Source organism: Dyadobacter soli (assembly GCF_900101885.1).
GTDB lineage: Bacteria > Bacteroidota > Bacteroidia > Cytophagales > Spirosomataceae > Dyadobacter > Dyadobacter soli.
Map to the genome: position 1 here is coordinate 357,009 of NZ_FNAN01000009.1, position 16,788 is coordinate 373,796.

At 50.3% G+C, this 16,788-nt stretch carries 13 protein-coding genes; 9 read left to right on the forward strand and 4 right to left on the reverse strand.

From position 1 onward, the window contains the following. Positions 1-8: 8 nt before the first annotated feature. The gene (locus BLQ88_RS16855) at positions 9-947 is read right to left on the reverse strand and encodes a Gfo/Idh/MocA family protein (RefSeq protein WP_229212720.1); all 939 of its coding nucleotides are present in this window, start codon (positions 945-947) and stop codon (positions 9-11) included. Positions 948-1,604: 657 nt separating this feature from the next. Then, a complete protein-coding gene (locus BLQ88_RS16860) occupies positions 1,605-2,663 on the reverse strand; it encodes a LacI family DNA-binding transcriptional regulator (protein WP_090152309.1) in 1,059 nt (352 codons plus the stop codon). Between the two features lie 185 nt (positions 2,664-2,848). Here BLQ88_RS16860 and BLQ88_RS16865 point away from each other — a divergent pair, with 185 nt between their 5' ends. The 8 genes from BLQ88_RS16865 (at position 2,849) to BLQ88_RS16900 (ending at position 13,508) form a co-directional block, all read left to right on the forward strand. Next, the gene (locus tag BLQ88_RS16865; RefSeq protein WP_090152310.1) at positions 2,849-4,063 is read left to right on the forward strand and encodes a sterol desaturase family protein; all 1,215 of its coding nucleotides are present in this window, start codon (positions 2,849-2,851) and stop codon (positions 4,061-4,063) included. A 475-nt stretch (positions 4,064-4,538) separates the two neighbouring features. Continuing rightward, entirely contained in the window at positions 4,539-7,634 is a 3,096-nt protein-coding gene (locus BLQ88_RS16870) for a SusC/RagA family TonB-linked outer membrane protein (RefSeq protein WP_090152313.1), read from the forward strand. Positions 7,635-7,647: 13 nt separating this feature from the next. After that, complete coding sequence (locus tag BLQ88_RS16875; RefSeq protein WP_090152317.1) at positions 7,648-9,243, forward strand: RagB/SusD family nutrient uptake outer membrane protein; 1,596 nt, start codon at positions 7,648-7,650, stop codon at positions 9,241-9,243. 52 nt (positions 9,244-9,295) lie between these two features. After that, positions 9,296-10,735, forward strand: a complete 1,440-nt coding sequence (locus BLQ88_RS16880; protein ID WP_445447082.1) for a sulfatase family protein — start codon at positions 9,296-9,298, stop codon at positions 10,733-10,735. Positions 10,736-10,791: 56 nt separating this feature from the next. Next, positions 10,792-11,064: a hypothetical protein gene (locus tag BLQ88_RS16885; RefSeq protein WP_090152321.1), complete on the forward strand. Its 273-nt coding sequence runs from the start codon at positions 10,792-10,794 to the stop codon at positions 11,062-11,064. A gap of 428 nt (positions 11,065-11,492) precedes the next feature. After that, complete coding sequence (locus tag BLQ88_RS16890) at positions 11,493-12,944, forward strand: arylsulfatase (protein WP_090152323.1); 1,452 nt, start codon at positions 11,493-11,495, stop codon at positions 12,942-12,944. 100 nt (positions 12,945-13,044) lie between these two features. Next, complete coding sequence (locus BLQ88_RS16895) at positions 13,045-13,254, forward strand: hypothetical protein (RefSeq protein WP_090152327.1); 210 nt, start codon at positions 13,045-13,047, stop codon at positions 13,252-13,254. Continuing rightward, positions 13,245-13,508, forward strand: coding sequence for a Txe/YoeB family addiction module toxin (locus BLQ88_RS16900; protein ID WP_090152329.1), 264 nt, complete (start codon positions 13,245-13,247; stop codon positions 13,506-13,508). The genes BLQ88_RS16895 and BLQ88_RS16900 overlap by 10 nt, the downstream gene beginning before the upstream one ends. Before the next feature lie 5 nt (positions 13,509-13,513). Here the strand turns inward: BLQ88_RS16900 and BLQ88_RS16905 are convergent, their stop codons facing one another. Next, complete coding sequence (locus BLQ88_RS16905; RefSeq protein WP_090152430.1) at positions 13,514-14,131, reverse strand: response regulator; 618 nt, start codon at positions 14,129-14,131, stop codon at positions 13,514-13,516. 50 nt (positions 14,132-14,181) lie between these two features. After that, the gene (locus tag BLQ88_RS16910) at positions 14,182-16,113 is read right to left on the reverse strand and encodes an ATP-binding protein (RefSeq protein ID WP_090152332.1); all 1,932 of its coding nucleotides are present in this window, start codon (positions 16,111-16,113) and stop codon (positions 14,182-14,184) included. A gap of 204 nt (positions 16,114-16,317) precedes the next feature. On the opposite strand from BLQ88_RS16910, the gene BLQ88_RS16915 reads away from it, so the two are divergent. Further along, positions 16,318-16,743 carry a hypothetical protein gene (locus tag BLQ88_RS16915; RefSeq protein WP_090152432.1) on the forward strand — a complete coding sequence of 142 codons (426 nt, stop codon included), beginning with the start codon at positions 16,318-16,320 and terminating at the stop codon, positions 16,741-16,743. The last annotated feature ends 45 nt before the right edge of the window (positions 16,744-16,788 follow it).

The following is a 16,788-nucleotide window of genomic DNA, read 5'->3' on the forward strand; positions in this document are numbered from 1 at the left end:
GAACGAACCTATTTTTTGCCTGCCTTGGCGAGCACGCTTTCCAGCGTTACGCTCTTGCCTCCCTGGCGCTTGCTTTCATCGGCTGCTTCCATGAAAGCGAATATTTCGATGCTTTCTTCGGGGGTTACCGGTACTTCGCCGGTTTTGAAATACTTGATAATATCGACCAAAAGTGGCTCATAACCACCATATGGGCCTAAAACTTTGTTGCCATCTTCGGTGAAAACGGTTCCGCCGTAGTCGTGCTTGCCCGTGCGGGTGCCGCGGAATGTACCCGTGCGACCGTCGCCCCAAATACCTACCACGATGTCGGTGTTAGGCGTGTTCACGCGGGTTACGCTCTTGCAGCCCGTGCCCATCACGGTATACAGCGTCTCTACGCCATGGATGCCGTACCAGAAGAAATCAGGGTGCGTTTTTTCAAGAACGGCAGGGCTATACGTATCGGCGCCCAGTACCTTTTTCTTGTCGATGCTTTCAATGCCTTTGATGTAACGCAGCGAAGAAGCTGTGAAAATGGGGATATTGTATTTTTTGGAAGCTTCGTAAATTTTCAGTGTGTCCGAAAGTGAAGCGGCGACGGGTTTGTCGATAAACATGCGTTTGCCCGCTTTAAAAACTTCGAGTGCCTGTTCCAAATGGAGCCGGCCGTCGTTGGTTTCAAGCAGGATCACATCGGTTTTAACCAGCAATTCCTTGATCGAACCGACAATCTCGACGCCCATTTTCTTCACTTCCTCGATATAACCCGGAATGCGTTTGGTACTCGATTCGATGTCCTTGCTGCCGTAGGGGTAAGCCGCCACCACTTTATAACCGTCGTAAACGGCATCCGGATTTTCGGCATTCAATGCTTTGGCAAATGCAATGGCGTGCGAAGTATCCAGCCCGATTATCCCGACACGTTTACCATCCGCAGGCCGCGCCGATGCAGGCAAATGATTCATTAAACCCAGACCGATTCCGGCGGTGACCGATTGGAAAATAAACTTTCGTCTGCTAAGCGAATGCATAAAACAAAGGGAAAAGAGTTCAGGAATAGCCAGCCCGTTTTTGATTTCGGGTACGTACCCGTAAATATACACACATATTTTAATTTACAAGTTATCTGTGGGATTGTTTGCAGGAAATTTTGTTGGGATGTTCGTTTTGGTGATTTAATGCTGCTGTTTGGTGTCAATACAACATTTATTGTGCTGAGGAGGCTGGTACAAATCTCAGGATTTGTACCCACTATACGCAGGCCTCCGGCCGGTCGGTGCGGCGAATGCGATGTTGCATGTATGACCGGCCGGAGGCCTGCGAATAGTAAGCACGAAGGTAGACCTTCGCGCCATTGGGCGTTGGTTTTGAAGTTCCATGCCTGACGGCATTTGCACTACAAAAAGCGGCATAATCGCGTAGCGATGTAATATTGGTAGCAACAACGGTGGGGATCTCCATTCAAAATTCCGTTAGGAATGTAACAACAAATCGAGGAAAATCGACAACGTGAACAACCCCGGCCGGTAAGTACGGCTAAAACGATGTTGCATGTCTGACCGGCCGGAGGCCTGCGAATACTCAGCACGAAGGTAGACCTTCGCGCCATTGCTTCTTCACCATTAATTCTGATAAAACGCCTGGTTCTCCTTGGTAACAATATCGATCGGCATGAAATGCGTCTTCTCCACCGCCGCGCCGAGGACGAGCGTTCGGTAGAGCGCCATCAGCCCGCGGTAACCCTGTTCTTCGGGCTTGTGACAGATCAGGAAGTCGATGAGCTCCTTATTGAGGTAGGCAATGTTTTCTTTTAAATAATCATAACCAATCAGCGAAATGTCGGCGCGCTTAGCTTTTTCAAGGAATGCGGCGACGGAGAAAACGCGGGAATTGGTGACGAAAATGGCTTCTATATCGTCGTGCTCGTGCAATGCGCGCGTGAGGTCGCGCGTCACGGAAAGGCTGTCGGTATCCTTGATGTCGATGCGGATGATCTCGATCGGCAGGTTATGGTCTTTGAAATAAGAGCGGAAACCCTCTTCGATTTGCAGGTAATTATAGCTATCCGTCTCTTTGGAAATATTCACCACGGCCACTTTGTGCTTCTCTTTCAAGCGGTAGGTCGACAATTTGGCGCCTACATAGCCGCTCTGGAACAAATGCGGGCCGATGTAGCACAGATTGTCCTCGTCAGGCACGTCGGAGTCGATGAACACGAACGGTACTTTTTTCTCCCGGCAGGTCCGCACGAATTTCCGGGACTCTTCGATGAAGGACGGGGCAAGCAATACGCCTTTGAAACCGCCATCGAGAATGGCCGCGGCCTGCTCGTTGAATGTCGCCGGGTCGTTGAGGTCGAAATAGAAGGTCTTTACCTGCACACCGTATTTCCTGATCTCCGCATCGGCGCGGGAAATGCCTTTCATCGGCGCCTCCCAGAAATCGGTTTCCTCCGAAACGCGCGGAATGAGCACGGCCAGCGAAATGATTTTCTTCGAAGCAAGGCGGCTCGCGAGGATATTCGGCTGGTAATCCAGCTCCTTGATAATGTCGTTGATCTTCTTCTTGGTCTTTTCCGAAACGCCCGAGCGGTTGTGCAATACGCGGTCGACGGTCGCGATGGAGACGTTGGCACGGCGGGCGATTTCCTTCACGCCGTAGTAGGTATTTTCTTTTTCCATCCGGAAAAGGGAGGTTTGGTATCAGTGCTAACTCCGGCAGGCTGCTGTGCCTGCGTTGTAAAACCACGAATAAAAGGGTTTTAGATTTTATTTAATGGTTTTCCTCCAAATTTTTGGCAAATACAATCCGGCAATCAATATTTGTATATATAATCTATTAATTAAATATAGTAATAGGGTCGATTATGGCGCTGAACTACATGGCATTGGCCGTTCCACTGTTCCTTTTGCTGATCGGGATTGAATACTGGGTTTCGAAGCGTCTGGGGCGGCAGTTGTTCAATTTCAACAGCTCCATCGCCAACATGAATGTGGGTGTTTTAGAGCGGCTGATCGACATGTTTACGGCCGGGTCGTTCTTCTTTTTTTACGACTATATCCAAAAAACTTACGGGCTGTTCGAAATCCGGCCGACGTTGCTCGTCTGGATCGCATTAATTCTTGCTACCGACTTCGTTTGGTACTGGTACCATCGCGCCGGGCACAAAATCAACCTCTTCTGGGGCTTTCACGTGGTACATCACACGAGCGAGGAGTTCAATTATACGGCTGGAACGCGCATTACGATATTTCAGGCGGTGGTCAGGACGGCATTCTGGTCGGTGCTGCCGCTGATCGGCTTCCCGGCGCCGATGATCACGACCATGCTCATCGTGCACGGTCTCTATCCGTTCTTCACGCACACGCAGTTGATTGGAAAACTGGGCATTCTGGAATACATTCTCGTTACGCCCTCGCACCACCGCGTGCACCACGCGAGCAACGACGCATACCTCGACAAGAATTTCGGCGACATGTTCATCATCTGGGATAAGCTTTTCGGCACATTCGCAGCGGAAAAGGAGCAGCCGGTTTTCGGGCTCACCAAGCAGCTCGACAGTTACAGTTTTCTCTGGCAGCATTTCCATTTCCTGGTCGAGATATGGTATTCCGCGCAGCAGCAAAAGGGCATTGCGGACAAGCTGAAAGTCATTTTCGGCAGCCCGGCAGACTTCGACCCGGCTGTTCGGCGGATAGTTGAAAGGCGCTTTTTATCCAAAAACAAGGTACGCGTGCGGTCGCAGAAATTCAGGAGATATGTGCTCGTACAATTTACGGTGACGGTGATCGCGCTGTTTTTCCTGCTCCTTTTTGAGCACCAGGAAGAAACGTTCCTGCAAGTAATGGTGGCGCTGGTGATCTTTATCACGCTCATCAACTGCGGCGCCATTCTCGAACAACGCCGCTGGGTGTTCTACCTCGAATTCTGCCGGGGCGCCCTGATTTTCATCGCCGCGTATCACTACTTCCCGCACCCGACGTTGCTGTTCCTCATCTGGGCCGTGCTGATAGGCGGCGTGCTGTACTTTTCGACATTGCAAAAGCAATATCTGCAAACCATTTACGGCAGGCAAGGGTAATTGGTTTAGGATTTTTAGGATTAATAATATAAGTATATTTAAAATATAGGCCTATTTGTTAAGAATAAGTAAACGCAGGTTGCTTGTTGATAATTCTATATTTTACTTTGCCTATATATTTAATAGAGATTGTAGTTTATTGATTGACCCATTGACAACCACCAACCCGAACTGCCCCATGAAACTTTTCCGAACATCCCCATTCAATTGTTGAAGCCGATAACCCGGCCCTCAGTCCCAGGAAGCGCTCTACGTTAACGATTCCAGACCGCCCGCGATCCGGCGATCCGGCGGACCGGCGACCCGGCGCACAGGCGCACCGTTAGGTGCCGCCACCCGCATCGAAAGCCATCGTCTATGGTCCCAAAGCGCACAAGCAATCGGCGGTCAACGGTCGGCCGTCGGCGGTCCAAAATCACCCAGCACGCTGAACACCGTGATTACCAGAACCCAGCCCCATTTTTTACTAATTACTATGTTCCAAAATTTTTCCAGAAACTCTCTCCTGAGCAGAGGCCGGCTACTTGTGGCTTTGCTGCTCTTCGGCCTTAGCGCCGTCGCCCAGAACATCGCCGTGAAAGGCACCGTAACCTCCGCAACTGACAATGGATCACCGCCCGGCGTCAATATCGTGGTGAAAAACACGCTCATAGGTACCACTACGGATGCCGACGGCAAGTTCGAGATCAATGCGCCATCCGACGGCACCCTTGTTTTCTCCGGAATCGGGTACGTTACCCAGGAAGTGGCCGTGAATGGCCGTGCAACGATCGATATCAAACTTGCTACCGATACCAAGCAGCTGGAAGAAGTCGTGGTAGTTGGTTATGGTACGCAAAAGCGCAATGCGCTGACCAACTCCGTGTCGCAGATCAGCGGTGACGCGATTACCAAGCGGCCGGTTTCGAATATCCAGCAGTCATTTCAAGGCTTAATGCCGGGTGTGACTGTGCTCGACCAGGGCGGTTCACCCGGGAAATCGAATACCAACATCCGCGTACGGGGCATTACCACATTCAATATCAATGGCAGCAGTACGAGCGGGTATGATTTGGGTAAAAACGATGCATTGGTGATCGTGGACGGTATCGAGCAGCGCCTGAGCGACATTAACCCGGACGATATCGAATCGGTTTCCGTTTTGAAAGACGCTTCCTCGACTGCCATTTACGGCTCCCGCGCGACGAACGGGGTGATTCTCGTAACGACCAAACGTGCCAAAGGCGGCAAGGTTCAGGTGGATTATCACGGTTATTACGCCATTCAAAAATCCAATAATGTGCCCAAAATGATGGGCCTCGAAGCTTACATGCGCGAGCAGGTGGCTGCATACACCAATGCGGGACTTGCAGTACCGGCACGTTTTACAGAGGAGTCCATTCAGGCCTACGTGAATGCGACCGACCGCGAGAAATATCCTTTGCCCAACAACTGGTTCGAAACCATGCTCCGCTCGGCGCCCCAGCAGAACCACACTATTTCGGTAGCCGGCGGAACGGACGTGATCCGCACGCGTTTGAGCGCCCGTTTCCAGGATCAGCAGGGGGTAATTGCAGGTTATTCCAATAAAATCGGCGAATTCCGGCTCAATACCGACTATAATGTCTCCAAGCGCGTTCGCGTGAGCGGCGACATTAACTACCGCTATGCCCGTGCATTGAACCCGACGCAGAATAATACCGGCAACAATCCGCAGCCGCTGAACAACTTCTTCCACGGTACATTATGGGCGGTGCCCAAATATGCGGATGGTACGTACGGTTTGAGCACGCAGGGGAATAACCCGTTGATGTTCAATGAAATCGGCGGCCAGTCGAGACAGGTGACGGATTACCTCGCAGGTTATGTGAAGGCGGAGTTCGACATCGCGGAAGGCCTGACATTCTCGACGCAAATCGCTGGTAGGGGTACATTCACCAACCAGAAGAACTTCACCAATTCCTACACCAACACGGATAAAAACACGAACATTACCAAAACGGTAGCCATCAACTCGCTTACCGAAGTGCGCAACACGCTGCGCGAATACACGATCAACAACCTGCTCAATTACGAAAAAAGCTTCGGCGATCACGGGTTGAAAGCATTGGTGGGTTACTCGCAGATCGGCAACACGCAGACATTCCTTTCGGCCTACCGCGAGCGGTTCTATAATAATGATATCGGTTCGATTGGGCAGGGTGCGAATGACGGTACGAAAAGCAATACGGGTAACGATGCGGAATATGGCCTCCGCTCGTATTTCGGTCGGGTTAATTATGATTACAAAGAGAAATACCTCTTCGAAGCGAATGGCCGGTATGATGGTTCTTCCAAATTCACCGGTTCGAAACAGTACAGCTTTTTCCCTTCTTTCTCGGCGGGATGGCGCATTTCGAAGGAAAATTTCTGGCAGGGGCTCGATAAGGCCGTTAACGACCTGAAACTCCGCGGTTCGTGGGGGATTACCGGGAACCAGTCGGTGGATTTGTACAGCTACTATTCCGCATTGACGGCCCTCGGTTACAGCTTCGGCGGCACGCCGGTACAAGGTTACCGCCCGACCACATTGGCTAATACCGGCCTGGGCTGGGAATCCACCACACAGCTCGACCTTGGTATCGACGCGGCATTCCTGAACAAACGCCTCACATTCACCGCCGATTACTACCGCAAGCTCACGGACGACATTCTTTTGAACCTCGATATTCCGGCAACGATCGGTTTGAAAGCACCGCCGCAGAATGCGGGTTCAGTGGAAAACAAGGGTTGGGAGTTTAGTTTGAACTACCGCGGCGCAGCCAGCTCTTCCGGCTTCCGTTACACGCTGGGCGGGAATTTGAGTATTAATGAAAATAAAGTGACGGATTTGAAAGGTACCGGGCCTTACATTACCGGCTCTGACATCGATCCGCGCTACATTATTGCCAAAGGTCTGCCTATTAACACGTTGTGGGGTTATCAAACGGATGGTTTGTTCCAGACCCAGCAGGAAATCACCGATTACAAAGCCACTTATGCCGCCAATACCAAGCCCGGTGACGTGAAATATGTCGATCGCAATGGCGATGGCAAGATCAATGCCGATGATATGACCGTAATTGGTAACTCGTTCCCGAAATATACATTCGGGGTGAATGGCGACTTTTCATACAAGGGTTTCGACCTGAGCATTTTGTTCCAGGGTGCCGCGAAAGTAGATGCGCGTCTGGCCGGTGCATTGGCTGAAATGGGTAACCAGGAAGGTTTCACGCACGAAATTTACACCAACGATTACTGGACACCCGAAAACCCCGGCGCGCGTTTCCCCCGTCCCGTGAAGTTCGACCTCCGCAACGTAGCGACTTCCGACCGTTTGGTAATTGATGGCTCCTATTTGCGTCTCAAAAACGTGCAGCTCGCCTATAATATCCCGGCCGAAATCGTGAGCAAGCTTCACGTAAGCCGCATCCGGGTTTACACTTCGGCTACCAACCTGCTTACCTTCTCGAAGCTGAACGACTGGAACCTCGACCCCGAAGTGCCGTCCGGCCGCGCCGTGTATTTCCCGCAGACAGCCTTGTACACATTTGGTTTGAACCTATCATTCTGACCGCATTGATCTTATGAAAACAAATACATTCAAACATACCATTTACGCAGGGATCGCTTCTTTAATGCTCGGCCTGGCTTCCTGCGACTCGGGCCTGCTCGAAACCGTTCCTAACGACCGTCTTTCCGAAGATTTGTTCTGGAAAACCGAAAACGATGCCAAACTGGCCGTTAACTCACTTTATACTGACCTGGATAGCACCACTGCCGTCACCTGGGACGGTATTACCGACCTGGCGCATACCAACCAGAGCTTCAATGTAGCTGCCTACATCGAGGCCGGAAGCTACGATGCGACGAGCTCGGTGATTTATGAGGAATGGAAGAGGTCGTATCGGGGCATTCGCGGCGTGAATTATTTCCTTGAAAACGTGGATAAGGTGCCGAGTACCAACACCGCGCTGATCAACCAGCTGAAAGGAGAGGCTAAGGCGTTACGGGCTTATCATTACCTGAAACTGGCCGGTCTGTTCGGTCCGGTGCCGCTGGTGACATCGTCGATCAGCATCGATGAGGGTCGGGCGCTTATCAACACGCCGGTGGAGGAAATCTGGAATTTTGTGGAAAAAGAACTGACAGAAGCAGCTGCATTGCTGCCTGCCACTTATGGCGCTGCCGACAAAGGCCGTTTCACCAAAGGTGCTGCATTAGGCCTGCTCGCCCGTGCGGACTTGTACGCGGGACGTTACCAAAAGGCTGCCGACGCGGCAGATCAGGTGATCAAATCGGGCGTGTACGGTCTGTATGAATCTTATGAAAAACTGTACAGCTACGCCGCGGAGAATAACAAGGAAGTGCTTTTGGATAAACAGTATTTAAAAGATGTATCTCAAAACAACGTCTTTAATCTGCTGGCGCCGTACAGCCAGAAGAATGCGCAAAGTACCTATGTTCCGACCAAAGCATTGGTAGACACTTACGAAACATTGGATGGCAAGAAGATCACCGACGCAGGCAGCGGCTACGATCCTGCAAAGCCTTATGCAAACCGTGATCCGCGTTTGAAATTCTCGATTTTCCTCGAAGGCGACGCATTGCCCAGCGGAATTACCTTTCAGCCGCGTCCCACCAGCGGAACTGCGGACGCGATCGGGAGTACCTACATTGCTTCTACCACCGGTTTCAATATTAAAAAGTATATCAATAATGAAGATTTCGCTAACCCGACCAACAGCGGCATTAATATTATCCTGCTGCGTTACGCCGAGGTTTTGCTGACTTATGCCGAAGCGAAAATCGAACTGGGGCAAACGGATGCGACCGTTGTGGCGGCCATTAATCAGGTACGAAACGGTCGTGCGGATGTGAAACAGCCTTCTGTAACCGCTACCACGCAGGCCGCATTGCGGGAAATCGTGCGTCGGGAACGGACGGTAGAGCTCGCATTCGAAGGCCAGCGGATATTTGATATCCGCCGCTGGAAAATCGGGGAGCAGGTGATGAAGGGGCCGGTGTTCGGTATTACCTACCCGGATGCGACCGGTAAACTGGTTACTGTGCAAGCCGCTTCTTCGGACCGTGTTTTTGATGCCAGCCGCCATTATCTCTGGCCTATCCCGCAAAAGGAGCGCGATTTGAACCCGAACCTGCAACAAAATCCGAACTGGTAATTACTTTTGAGCGAACGGCGCAGCTGGCATTTACCTAAAACCACCTTACAATATGTTTCGAATATTCTCTCTGCTGCTGGTATCCACGGGCGTTTGCCTCCTGATGGCATTCAACACCGAAAAACCGGCCGCAAAAACACCCAACATCGTCCTCTTTTTTATCGACGACCTCGGCTACGGCGACCTTTCCGTCAACGGCGCATTGGGCTACCAAACGCCCAATCTCGACAAAATGGCCATGGAAGGCACCCGTTTCACCAACTTCATGGCGGCGCAAGCCGTGTGCAGCGCATCCCGTGCGGCATTGCTCACAGGTTGTTATCCCAACCGTCTGGGCATTTCAGGCGCATTCGGGCCGAAAGCTGGTGTAGGCCTCAATCCCAAGGAAGAAACCATTGCCGAACTCGTGAAAGCGCAGGGTTATACGACCGGTATTTTCGGAAAATGGCACCTCGGCAGCGAACAGGAGTTTTTACCGTTGCAGCAGGGCTTCGACGAATATTACGGCGTACCTTACTCGCATGATATGTGGCCGCTGCACCCGTGGCAGGAGCGCGCCAAATATCTTCCGTTGCACTGGATCGACGGAAATAATGCAGGTAAGGAGATCAAAAACCTGGAAGACGCCAGCGAACTGACGCCGGTAATTACCGAAAAGGCGATTTCATTTATCAAAAGAAATAAAAACAAGCCTTTCTTCCTGTACGTACCGCACCCGCTCCCGCACGTACCTTTGGCCGCATCCGCTAAGTTTCGCGGTAAAAGCCAGCGCGGTATATTCGGTGATGTGATGATGGAACTCGACTGGTCGGTAGGAGAGATCATGAAGGAACTGAAAGCACAGGGGCTGGACAACAACACGCTCGTAATTTTCACCAGCGATAATGGCCCATGGCTTAACTACGGCGACCACGCAGGCTCCGCAGGCGGTTTCCGCGAAGGCAAAGGGACCTCTTTCGAAGGCGGCCAACGCGAGCCTTGCATTATGCGCTGGCCCGGCGTGATCCCGGCTGGAAGGGTTTCGAATAAACTGCTTTCAAACCTCGACGTCCTGCCGACCATCGCCAAACTGACCGGGGCTAAACTGCCCAAAGAGAAAATCGACGGCATCGATTTCAGCGCATTGCTCAAAGGAGACGACACGCAGACGCCCCGCGAGAGCTTCCTGTATTACTACCGCAAAAATAACCTCGAAGCCGTCCGCAAAGGCGACTGGAAACTCGTTTTCGCACATCCGGGCCGTACCTATGAAGGCTCGCTTCCCGGCAAAAACGGTCAACCCGGCCCGGCCCCCGAGGACCATCAGTTTCCAAAAGCATTATACAACCTCGCCCGCGACCCGTCCGAGCGTTACGACGTGCTGGAACAAAACCCGGAAATCGTAGCCGAACTTGAAAAGATCGCCGACGCCGCCCGCGAAGACATGGGAGATGATTTGCAGCAGAAGGCTGGGAAAAACGTTAGGGAAATAGGACGTGCCGGTAAAAAATAGAGGATTGCAATTCAGGAGTACTTATCTTAAATTTACTTAACATGTAAAATTCAGCTATGAGTACTCCTGCAATTTCTCAAAATGACTTCGACGCATTAAGGAAGGAAAACGAATTGCTTAAAAGGCAATTGGAAACCCTGCATGATAAGGAATTCAGGGACAAACTGGAATGGGCTTATCACCTTTTCCACGACCCCGCCGACTCAGCAAAGCTCGAATTAAAAAGAGGTTCAGGCAAAGGCATCATATCTCGTGTTCCCGACAACTTCACGGATGAACTGACGGATTTTAATGCATTAGAATACTCCTCGATCAGCAACTTCCTTTGATTCACAAAGATCCATTTGATCGACTACTGATTGCACAATCGCAGGTAGAAGATTTCTGGTTATTGACCGACGATGGCAAATTTGACAATTACGCTGTCAGGCTCCTGAAATAGCAACAAAAATCAACCGTCAAAAAAACACAAATTCTTTTCGGAAGCATTTGCTTGTTCAAAGTATTTATCCTTACTTTGTCTATCAAACAAGTAGATTATATCAGGCTTCGACTTCGCAATATTCAGAAAGTATCTGCTTTCCGATACCCTAAGAGACAGTCCTGGCGCGACTTGCCGGAATTTTCGGTGGTTGTCAATTCATGCCAGTCGACCGGGCTGTCGTAGGGTATCGGGAACAAAGATACACCTACCTCGCCAAATTCAAGTAATCCCAGGATTGCAATGTCTTTCTGAAGTATATTAATCTACTCCACAATGAAAAAGTATTTTTTGCTGGTTTCCCTTCTCGCTACGCCATTCCTTACCCATCGTTCCCAAGCACAAGTCCAGACCGCTAAACCGCAACGCCCTAATATCGTATTCATCCTGGCCGACGACCTCGGCTACGGTGACGTGGGTTTCAACGGGCAAAAGCTGATCAGGACACCCAATATCGACCGTTTGGCGAAGGACGGCATGATTTTTAGCCAGTTCTATGCCGGTACCTCCGTGTGCGCGCCGTCGCGCTCGTCGCTGCTCACGGGTCAGCACACCGGGCACACGTATATCCGCGGAAACAAAGGCGTGGAACCGGAAGGTCAGCAGCCCATCGCCGATTCGGTAGTTACACTTGCAGAAGTTCTTAAAAAATCGGGATATGTGACAGCAGCTTTCGGCAAATGGGGGCTGGGGCCTGTGGGTACCGAAGGCGATCCCAACAAGCAGGGTTTCGACCGTTTTTATGGTTACAACTGCCAAAGCCTTGCGCACCGTTACTACCCCGAACATCTTTGGGATAACAACAAGAAAATACCTTTGGAAGGCAACAAAGGCCTTATTCACAACAAAGAGTATGCGCCGGATCTGATCCAGAAAAAGGCGCTCAGCTTTGTGAGCGCGCAGGACGGTAAGCAGCCTTTCTTTTTGTTTTTACCCTACATTCTTCCGCATGCCGAGTTGGTTGTGCCGGACGACAGTCTTTTCAGGTATTACAAAGGCAAATTTGAAGAAAAGCCCTATAAAGGTGCCGATTACGGTCCCGGCGCTACCGACGGCGGCTATGCCTCGCAGGAATTTCCTCGCGCAACTTTCGCAGCGATGGTGGCCCGCCTGGACCTGTACGTGGGCCAGGTTTTGGATAAATTAAAGGAAAAGGGTCTCGATAAAAACACATTGATCATTTTCACGAGCGACAATGGGCCGCATATCGAAGGCGGTGCCGATCCGAATTTTTTCAAGAGCAATGCAGGTTTCCGGGGCGTCAAACGTGATTTGTACGAAGGCGGAATCCGTGAGCCGTTCGCCGCACGCTGGCCTGCAGTGATCAAGCCCGGCTCGAAAAGCGACTATATCGGCGCATTCTGGGATATTCTGCCCACTTTCGCAGAGCTGGCGAATGCTTCCACACCTCGTAACATCGACGGTATTTCGTTCACAGACGCATTGAAAGGTAAGCCGACTCAAAAGAAGCATGATTACCTCTATTGGGAATTTCACGAACAAGGCGGCCGGCAAGCGGTACGCCAGGGCAACTGGAAAGCGGTCCGGCTAAAAGCGGCAGGTAATCCCGATGCATTAGTAGAGCTTTACAATCTTTCAAAAGACCCGCAGGAAAAAACCAACCTGACCCCGCAATTCCCGGAAAAGGCCAAGGAACTGGGCCAGATCATGAACCGGGCGCATGTTTCGTCGGCTATTTTTCCGTTCGGGAGTTTGGCGACTAACTGATTTTATGGCAAGACCTGACTAATCAATACATAGTCAGGTCTTACTATACCGATTATGATTGCTTTAAAATTGGTATATTTGATCCTCAATTGAATGCGATATGGCAACATTGATCATCGAAGGCGATAACGATCAGATCGCAACTGTTAAAGCTTTTCTGAATTCGGTCGGGATTAATTTCCGGACGGAGCAGGATGCTACCGAATATCTACTCAGCAATTCTTCTAATACAACTGAACTCTTAGATTCTGTCAAAGAGGCCCTGGACGGTAATACCCGAACAATTGGCCTTGACGACATATGGAAATAGCGTTCACACCGAAAGCATTATCTCAACTGGATTACTGGAAAAAAACAGGGAACGAAACCATCCTTCAAAGAATTCGTGCCCTGCTGGAATCAATATCGCAATCCCCGTTTTCCGGAATAGGCAAACCGGAGCCACTCAAACATCAATTATCCGGCTTTTGGTCACGACGCATCAATGACGAACATCGGCTGGTATACAAAATCGAGAAAGGTAAAATCGTCATCGTCCAATGCCGATTCCATTATTCGAAATGACTGCGTTATATCAACCCCAACCCCGCAGCCAGCTTGATCAGCGAAGCGGTATTCGATACTTCAAATTTGATCAGCAAATTCTGCCGGTGGCTGTTTACGGTGGTGACGCTTATGAACAGCTGCTCGGCGATCTGAGGGTTGGTAAGGCCTTCGGCAATTAATACCAACACTTCCTTTTCGCGACGGGTAAGAAACGGCACCGTTTTCGGCGCGGTGGCAGGAGTTACCTGGTCGAACTGCACGTTCATAAAGTATCCGCCGGCTTGCACCTGCGTAATGGCTTCCAGGATATCTTCCTTGCCCGAACTTTTGATAAGGTAGCCGGAGGCGCCGTTCTGGATCATGCGTGACACATATGCACGCTCGTTGAACGTACTCAATGCGAGGGTTTTTACCTCCGGGAACTGTTCTTTTACCTTTTTGCAAAGGTCTATGCCGCTGATGTCGGGAAGGTTGATGTCGAGAAATGCGATGTCCACTTCGTTGTTTTTCAGGAATGCAATGGCCTCGATGGCATTGGTAGCCGTGCCCACGACTTGCACGCCCTCGGCATCGGCGAGCAGCGATTTAAGTCCTTCCAATACCAGCGGGTGATCGTCTACGATGAGGATTCTGACACTCATAAGTTCTTTTTTATAAAGGTTAAAGCCATTGCTGGCATTGGTATCGATCATTAAAGTACTATTTCAACAAGTACCGAAGTGCCGTCTCCCGGTTTCGATTGAATGTCGAGCGTACCGTTGAGGTAATCCACGCGCGCCTGCACGTTGCGGAGGCCTGCGCCCTTGTTTTGTTCCAGATTTGTGGTGTCGAATCCTTTGCCATTGTCCTCGACAGTTACGCTCACATTGTTATCGACCCACGTAAGTTGCACCTGTGCTTCGGTGGCGTCGGCGTATTTGAGCACATTGTTGAGCAATTCCTGGATAATGCGGTAAAGCACCACTTCTACCTGTGAGTCGAGGCGCTTGTCGTCGAAGCCGAAGGCCTGCATGTGTACTTTCAGCCTGCCGGAAGCGCTGATGCCTTCGCAAAAGTCGCTCAGCGCGTCGATTAATCCGAACCGTACAAGCGATTCGGGCATCATGCTGTGGGCTACGCGGCGCATTTCGCTGATCGCGCCATCCAGTTGGGTTAGGGCCCTGGTAAACGTCATAGCGCTTTCCTCGGGCAGGATTACGTTTCCTTTCACGGAATTCAGAGTTAGTTTGATGCCTGATAATAGTCCGCCCAGACCGTCGTGCAGGTCACGGGCCACGCGGGTGCGTTCTTCTTCTTGTCCTTTCAAAATGGAATTGGTGGCTACCAATTGTTTTTCCTGCTGCAATTGCAATACTTCCTGCTCGGCCACACGCCTGCGGAATGCAATGTTCCTGTAAACGAGAATGGCGATCACGAGCAGCCCGACGAGCCCGGCGATAAGGCCGTAAATCAGCGTATTGCGGGTTTGCTTCTCCTTTTCGAGGGTTACGATCTTATTTTCTTTCTGCGCCGTCAGGTATTTGGTGTCGAGTTCCTGTAACTGTTTCTGAATATCTATGCCCTGAATGGAGTCGTTCAGGATCGAGTATTTCATCAGGTAATCGTAGGCGCCTTTGTAATTATTCGCCCGGGCGAGGTCGGTCGCGTAATCCTCGTAGAGCTCCACCAAATGGTCGGTCATGTTATTGGCTTCGGCGATGTCGAGTGCTTCTTTGGTGTATTTGGCCGACAAATCGGTCTTTTTAGCATCCTCTGCAAGGAACATCAATGCTCTCAAACAGTCGAGTTCCAGAAATACATTACTGTTTTTCCGGGCGAGATCAAGCCCTTTCTGACCATATATCCAGGCTTCGTCGAGGTTTTTAAGGAGGCGATTTGTCCTGCAAAGTCCGGCATAAGCCTGCGTAACGAATATCTCGGAATGGATTTTTTCAGAAACCAGCAGTCCTTCCTTGAAATGTGCGAGGGCTTTGTCGTACTTTTTCAAATTGAAATAGGAGCCGCCGATATTGGTCAGGATGTCGGCCAGTTGCAGGCTGTCGTTCATGGGGCGGGCCAGCTGTAATGCTTTTTCCTTGTACACCACCGACTTATTGAAAAGATTGGCATGCTCGAAAGCCGTTCCGATGCTGATATAAAGCCGCGGCAGGAAAACCTTCATACCCAGCTTGTCGAACTGGCTGGCTGCCTGCTGATAATACTGGATTGCCTCCGTGAAACGCCCCATATAGGTGTAACTGGCGGCGATATTGTTCAGGCTCTTGCCGATGTTCACCTGGTGATTCATCCGCTTGGCGATTTCGAGGCTCTCGCGGTTGAGTTTCAACCCTTCTTCGAATTTACCCTGTAAATTAAGGATGTAAGTATAGTTCGAACGGAACTTGAACCGGCCCGTGTCGTAGTTCAGCTGCTCGCTCAGGGCATCCGCTTTCAGGTAGTATTTACCGGCGCTATCGAGGTTATGGTTTTCATAATACTGGCCGTACTCAATGTAAGCCAACACCCGGTTGGTATCCAGCCTGCTGGCCTGAATGCGTTTCAGAATGGCGGCGGGATGTGGGTTTTGTGCAAATGCCGTGCTGTAAAAAAAGACAAGTAAGAGTGCTCGTAAATATAATTTCATCGGACCCGGAGAGTAGATTGGATTGGAAAATTACAGTGGCAAAAGTCTGAAATAAAACCTTTTAATAATATCCTATAAACATATGATTTTTGAAAAATCATGCTTTTATAGGATTGATCCCGGGCTTTCGGAGAGACTACCTTTGTCATGTCGAAAGGCAAAAAATTATCTCATCCATTATCCATTTTCAAATCCAATACAGCCATGAAAAAGATTACATTTTTGAAAAACATTTTTGCTCTGTTGTTGCTCTCTACATTGATGTTCGCTTGTGAAGAAAAGGACAAGGACGTATCCCCGGAACTGAGCTCGAAAGTTGAAGGAATTTATAAAGTGACCCGTATGACCGAAGATGGTGAAGAGTACCCGCTCGAAGAGAACAACGTCAAAATCACCGTTGAACTGGACAAGTTCTCTTCCGAGGTAGTAAGTGCCAAAATGAAACTAACCATCGACGGTGACCGCCAACCGGATGAAGAGGTAGGCACGCTGAACCTGAAAAACGCCGGCAGCACGGGCATCGACCTTTATGAAGGCACTGATAAAGTAGGTAATGTGAAAGACGGCAAGCTGAATATTTTCGTGATATACGAAGGCGCAGAGCTGGAAATGACCGCTACCAGGCAGTAATAAACACGTTTTAGTACCCAATAATCTCTCTTTTACAATTATACA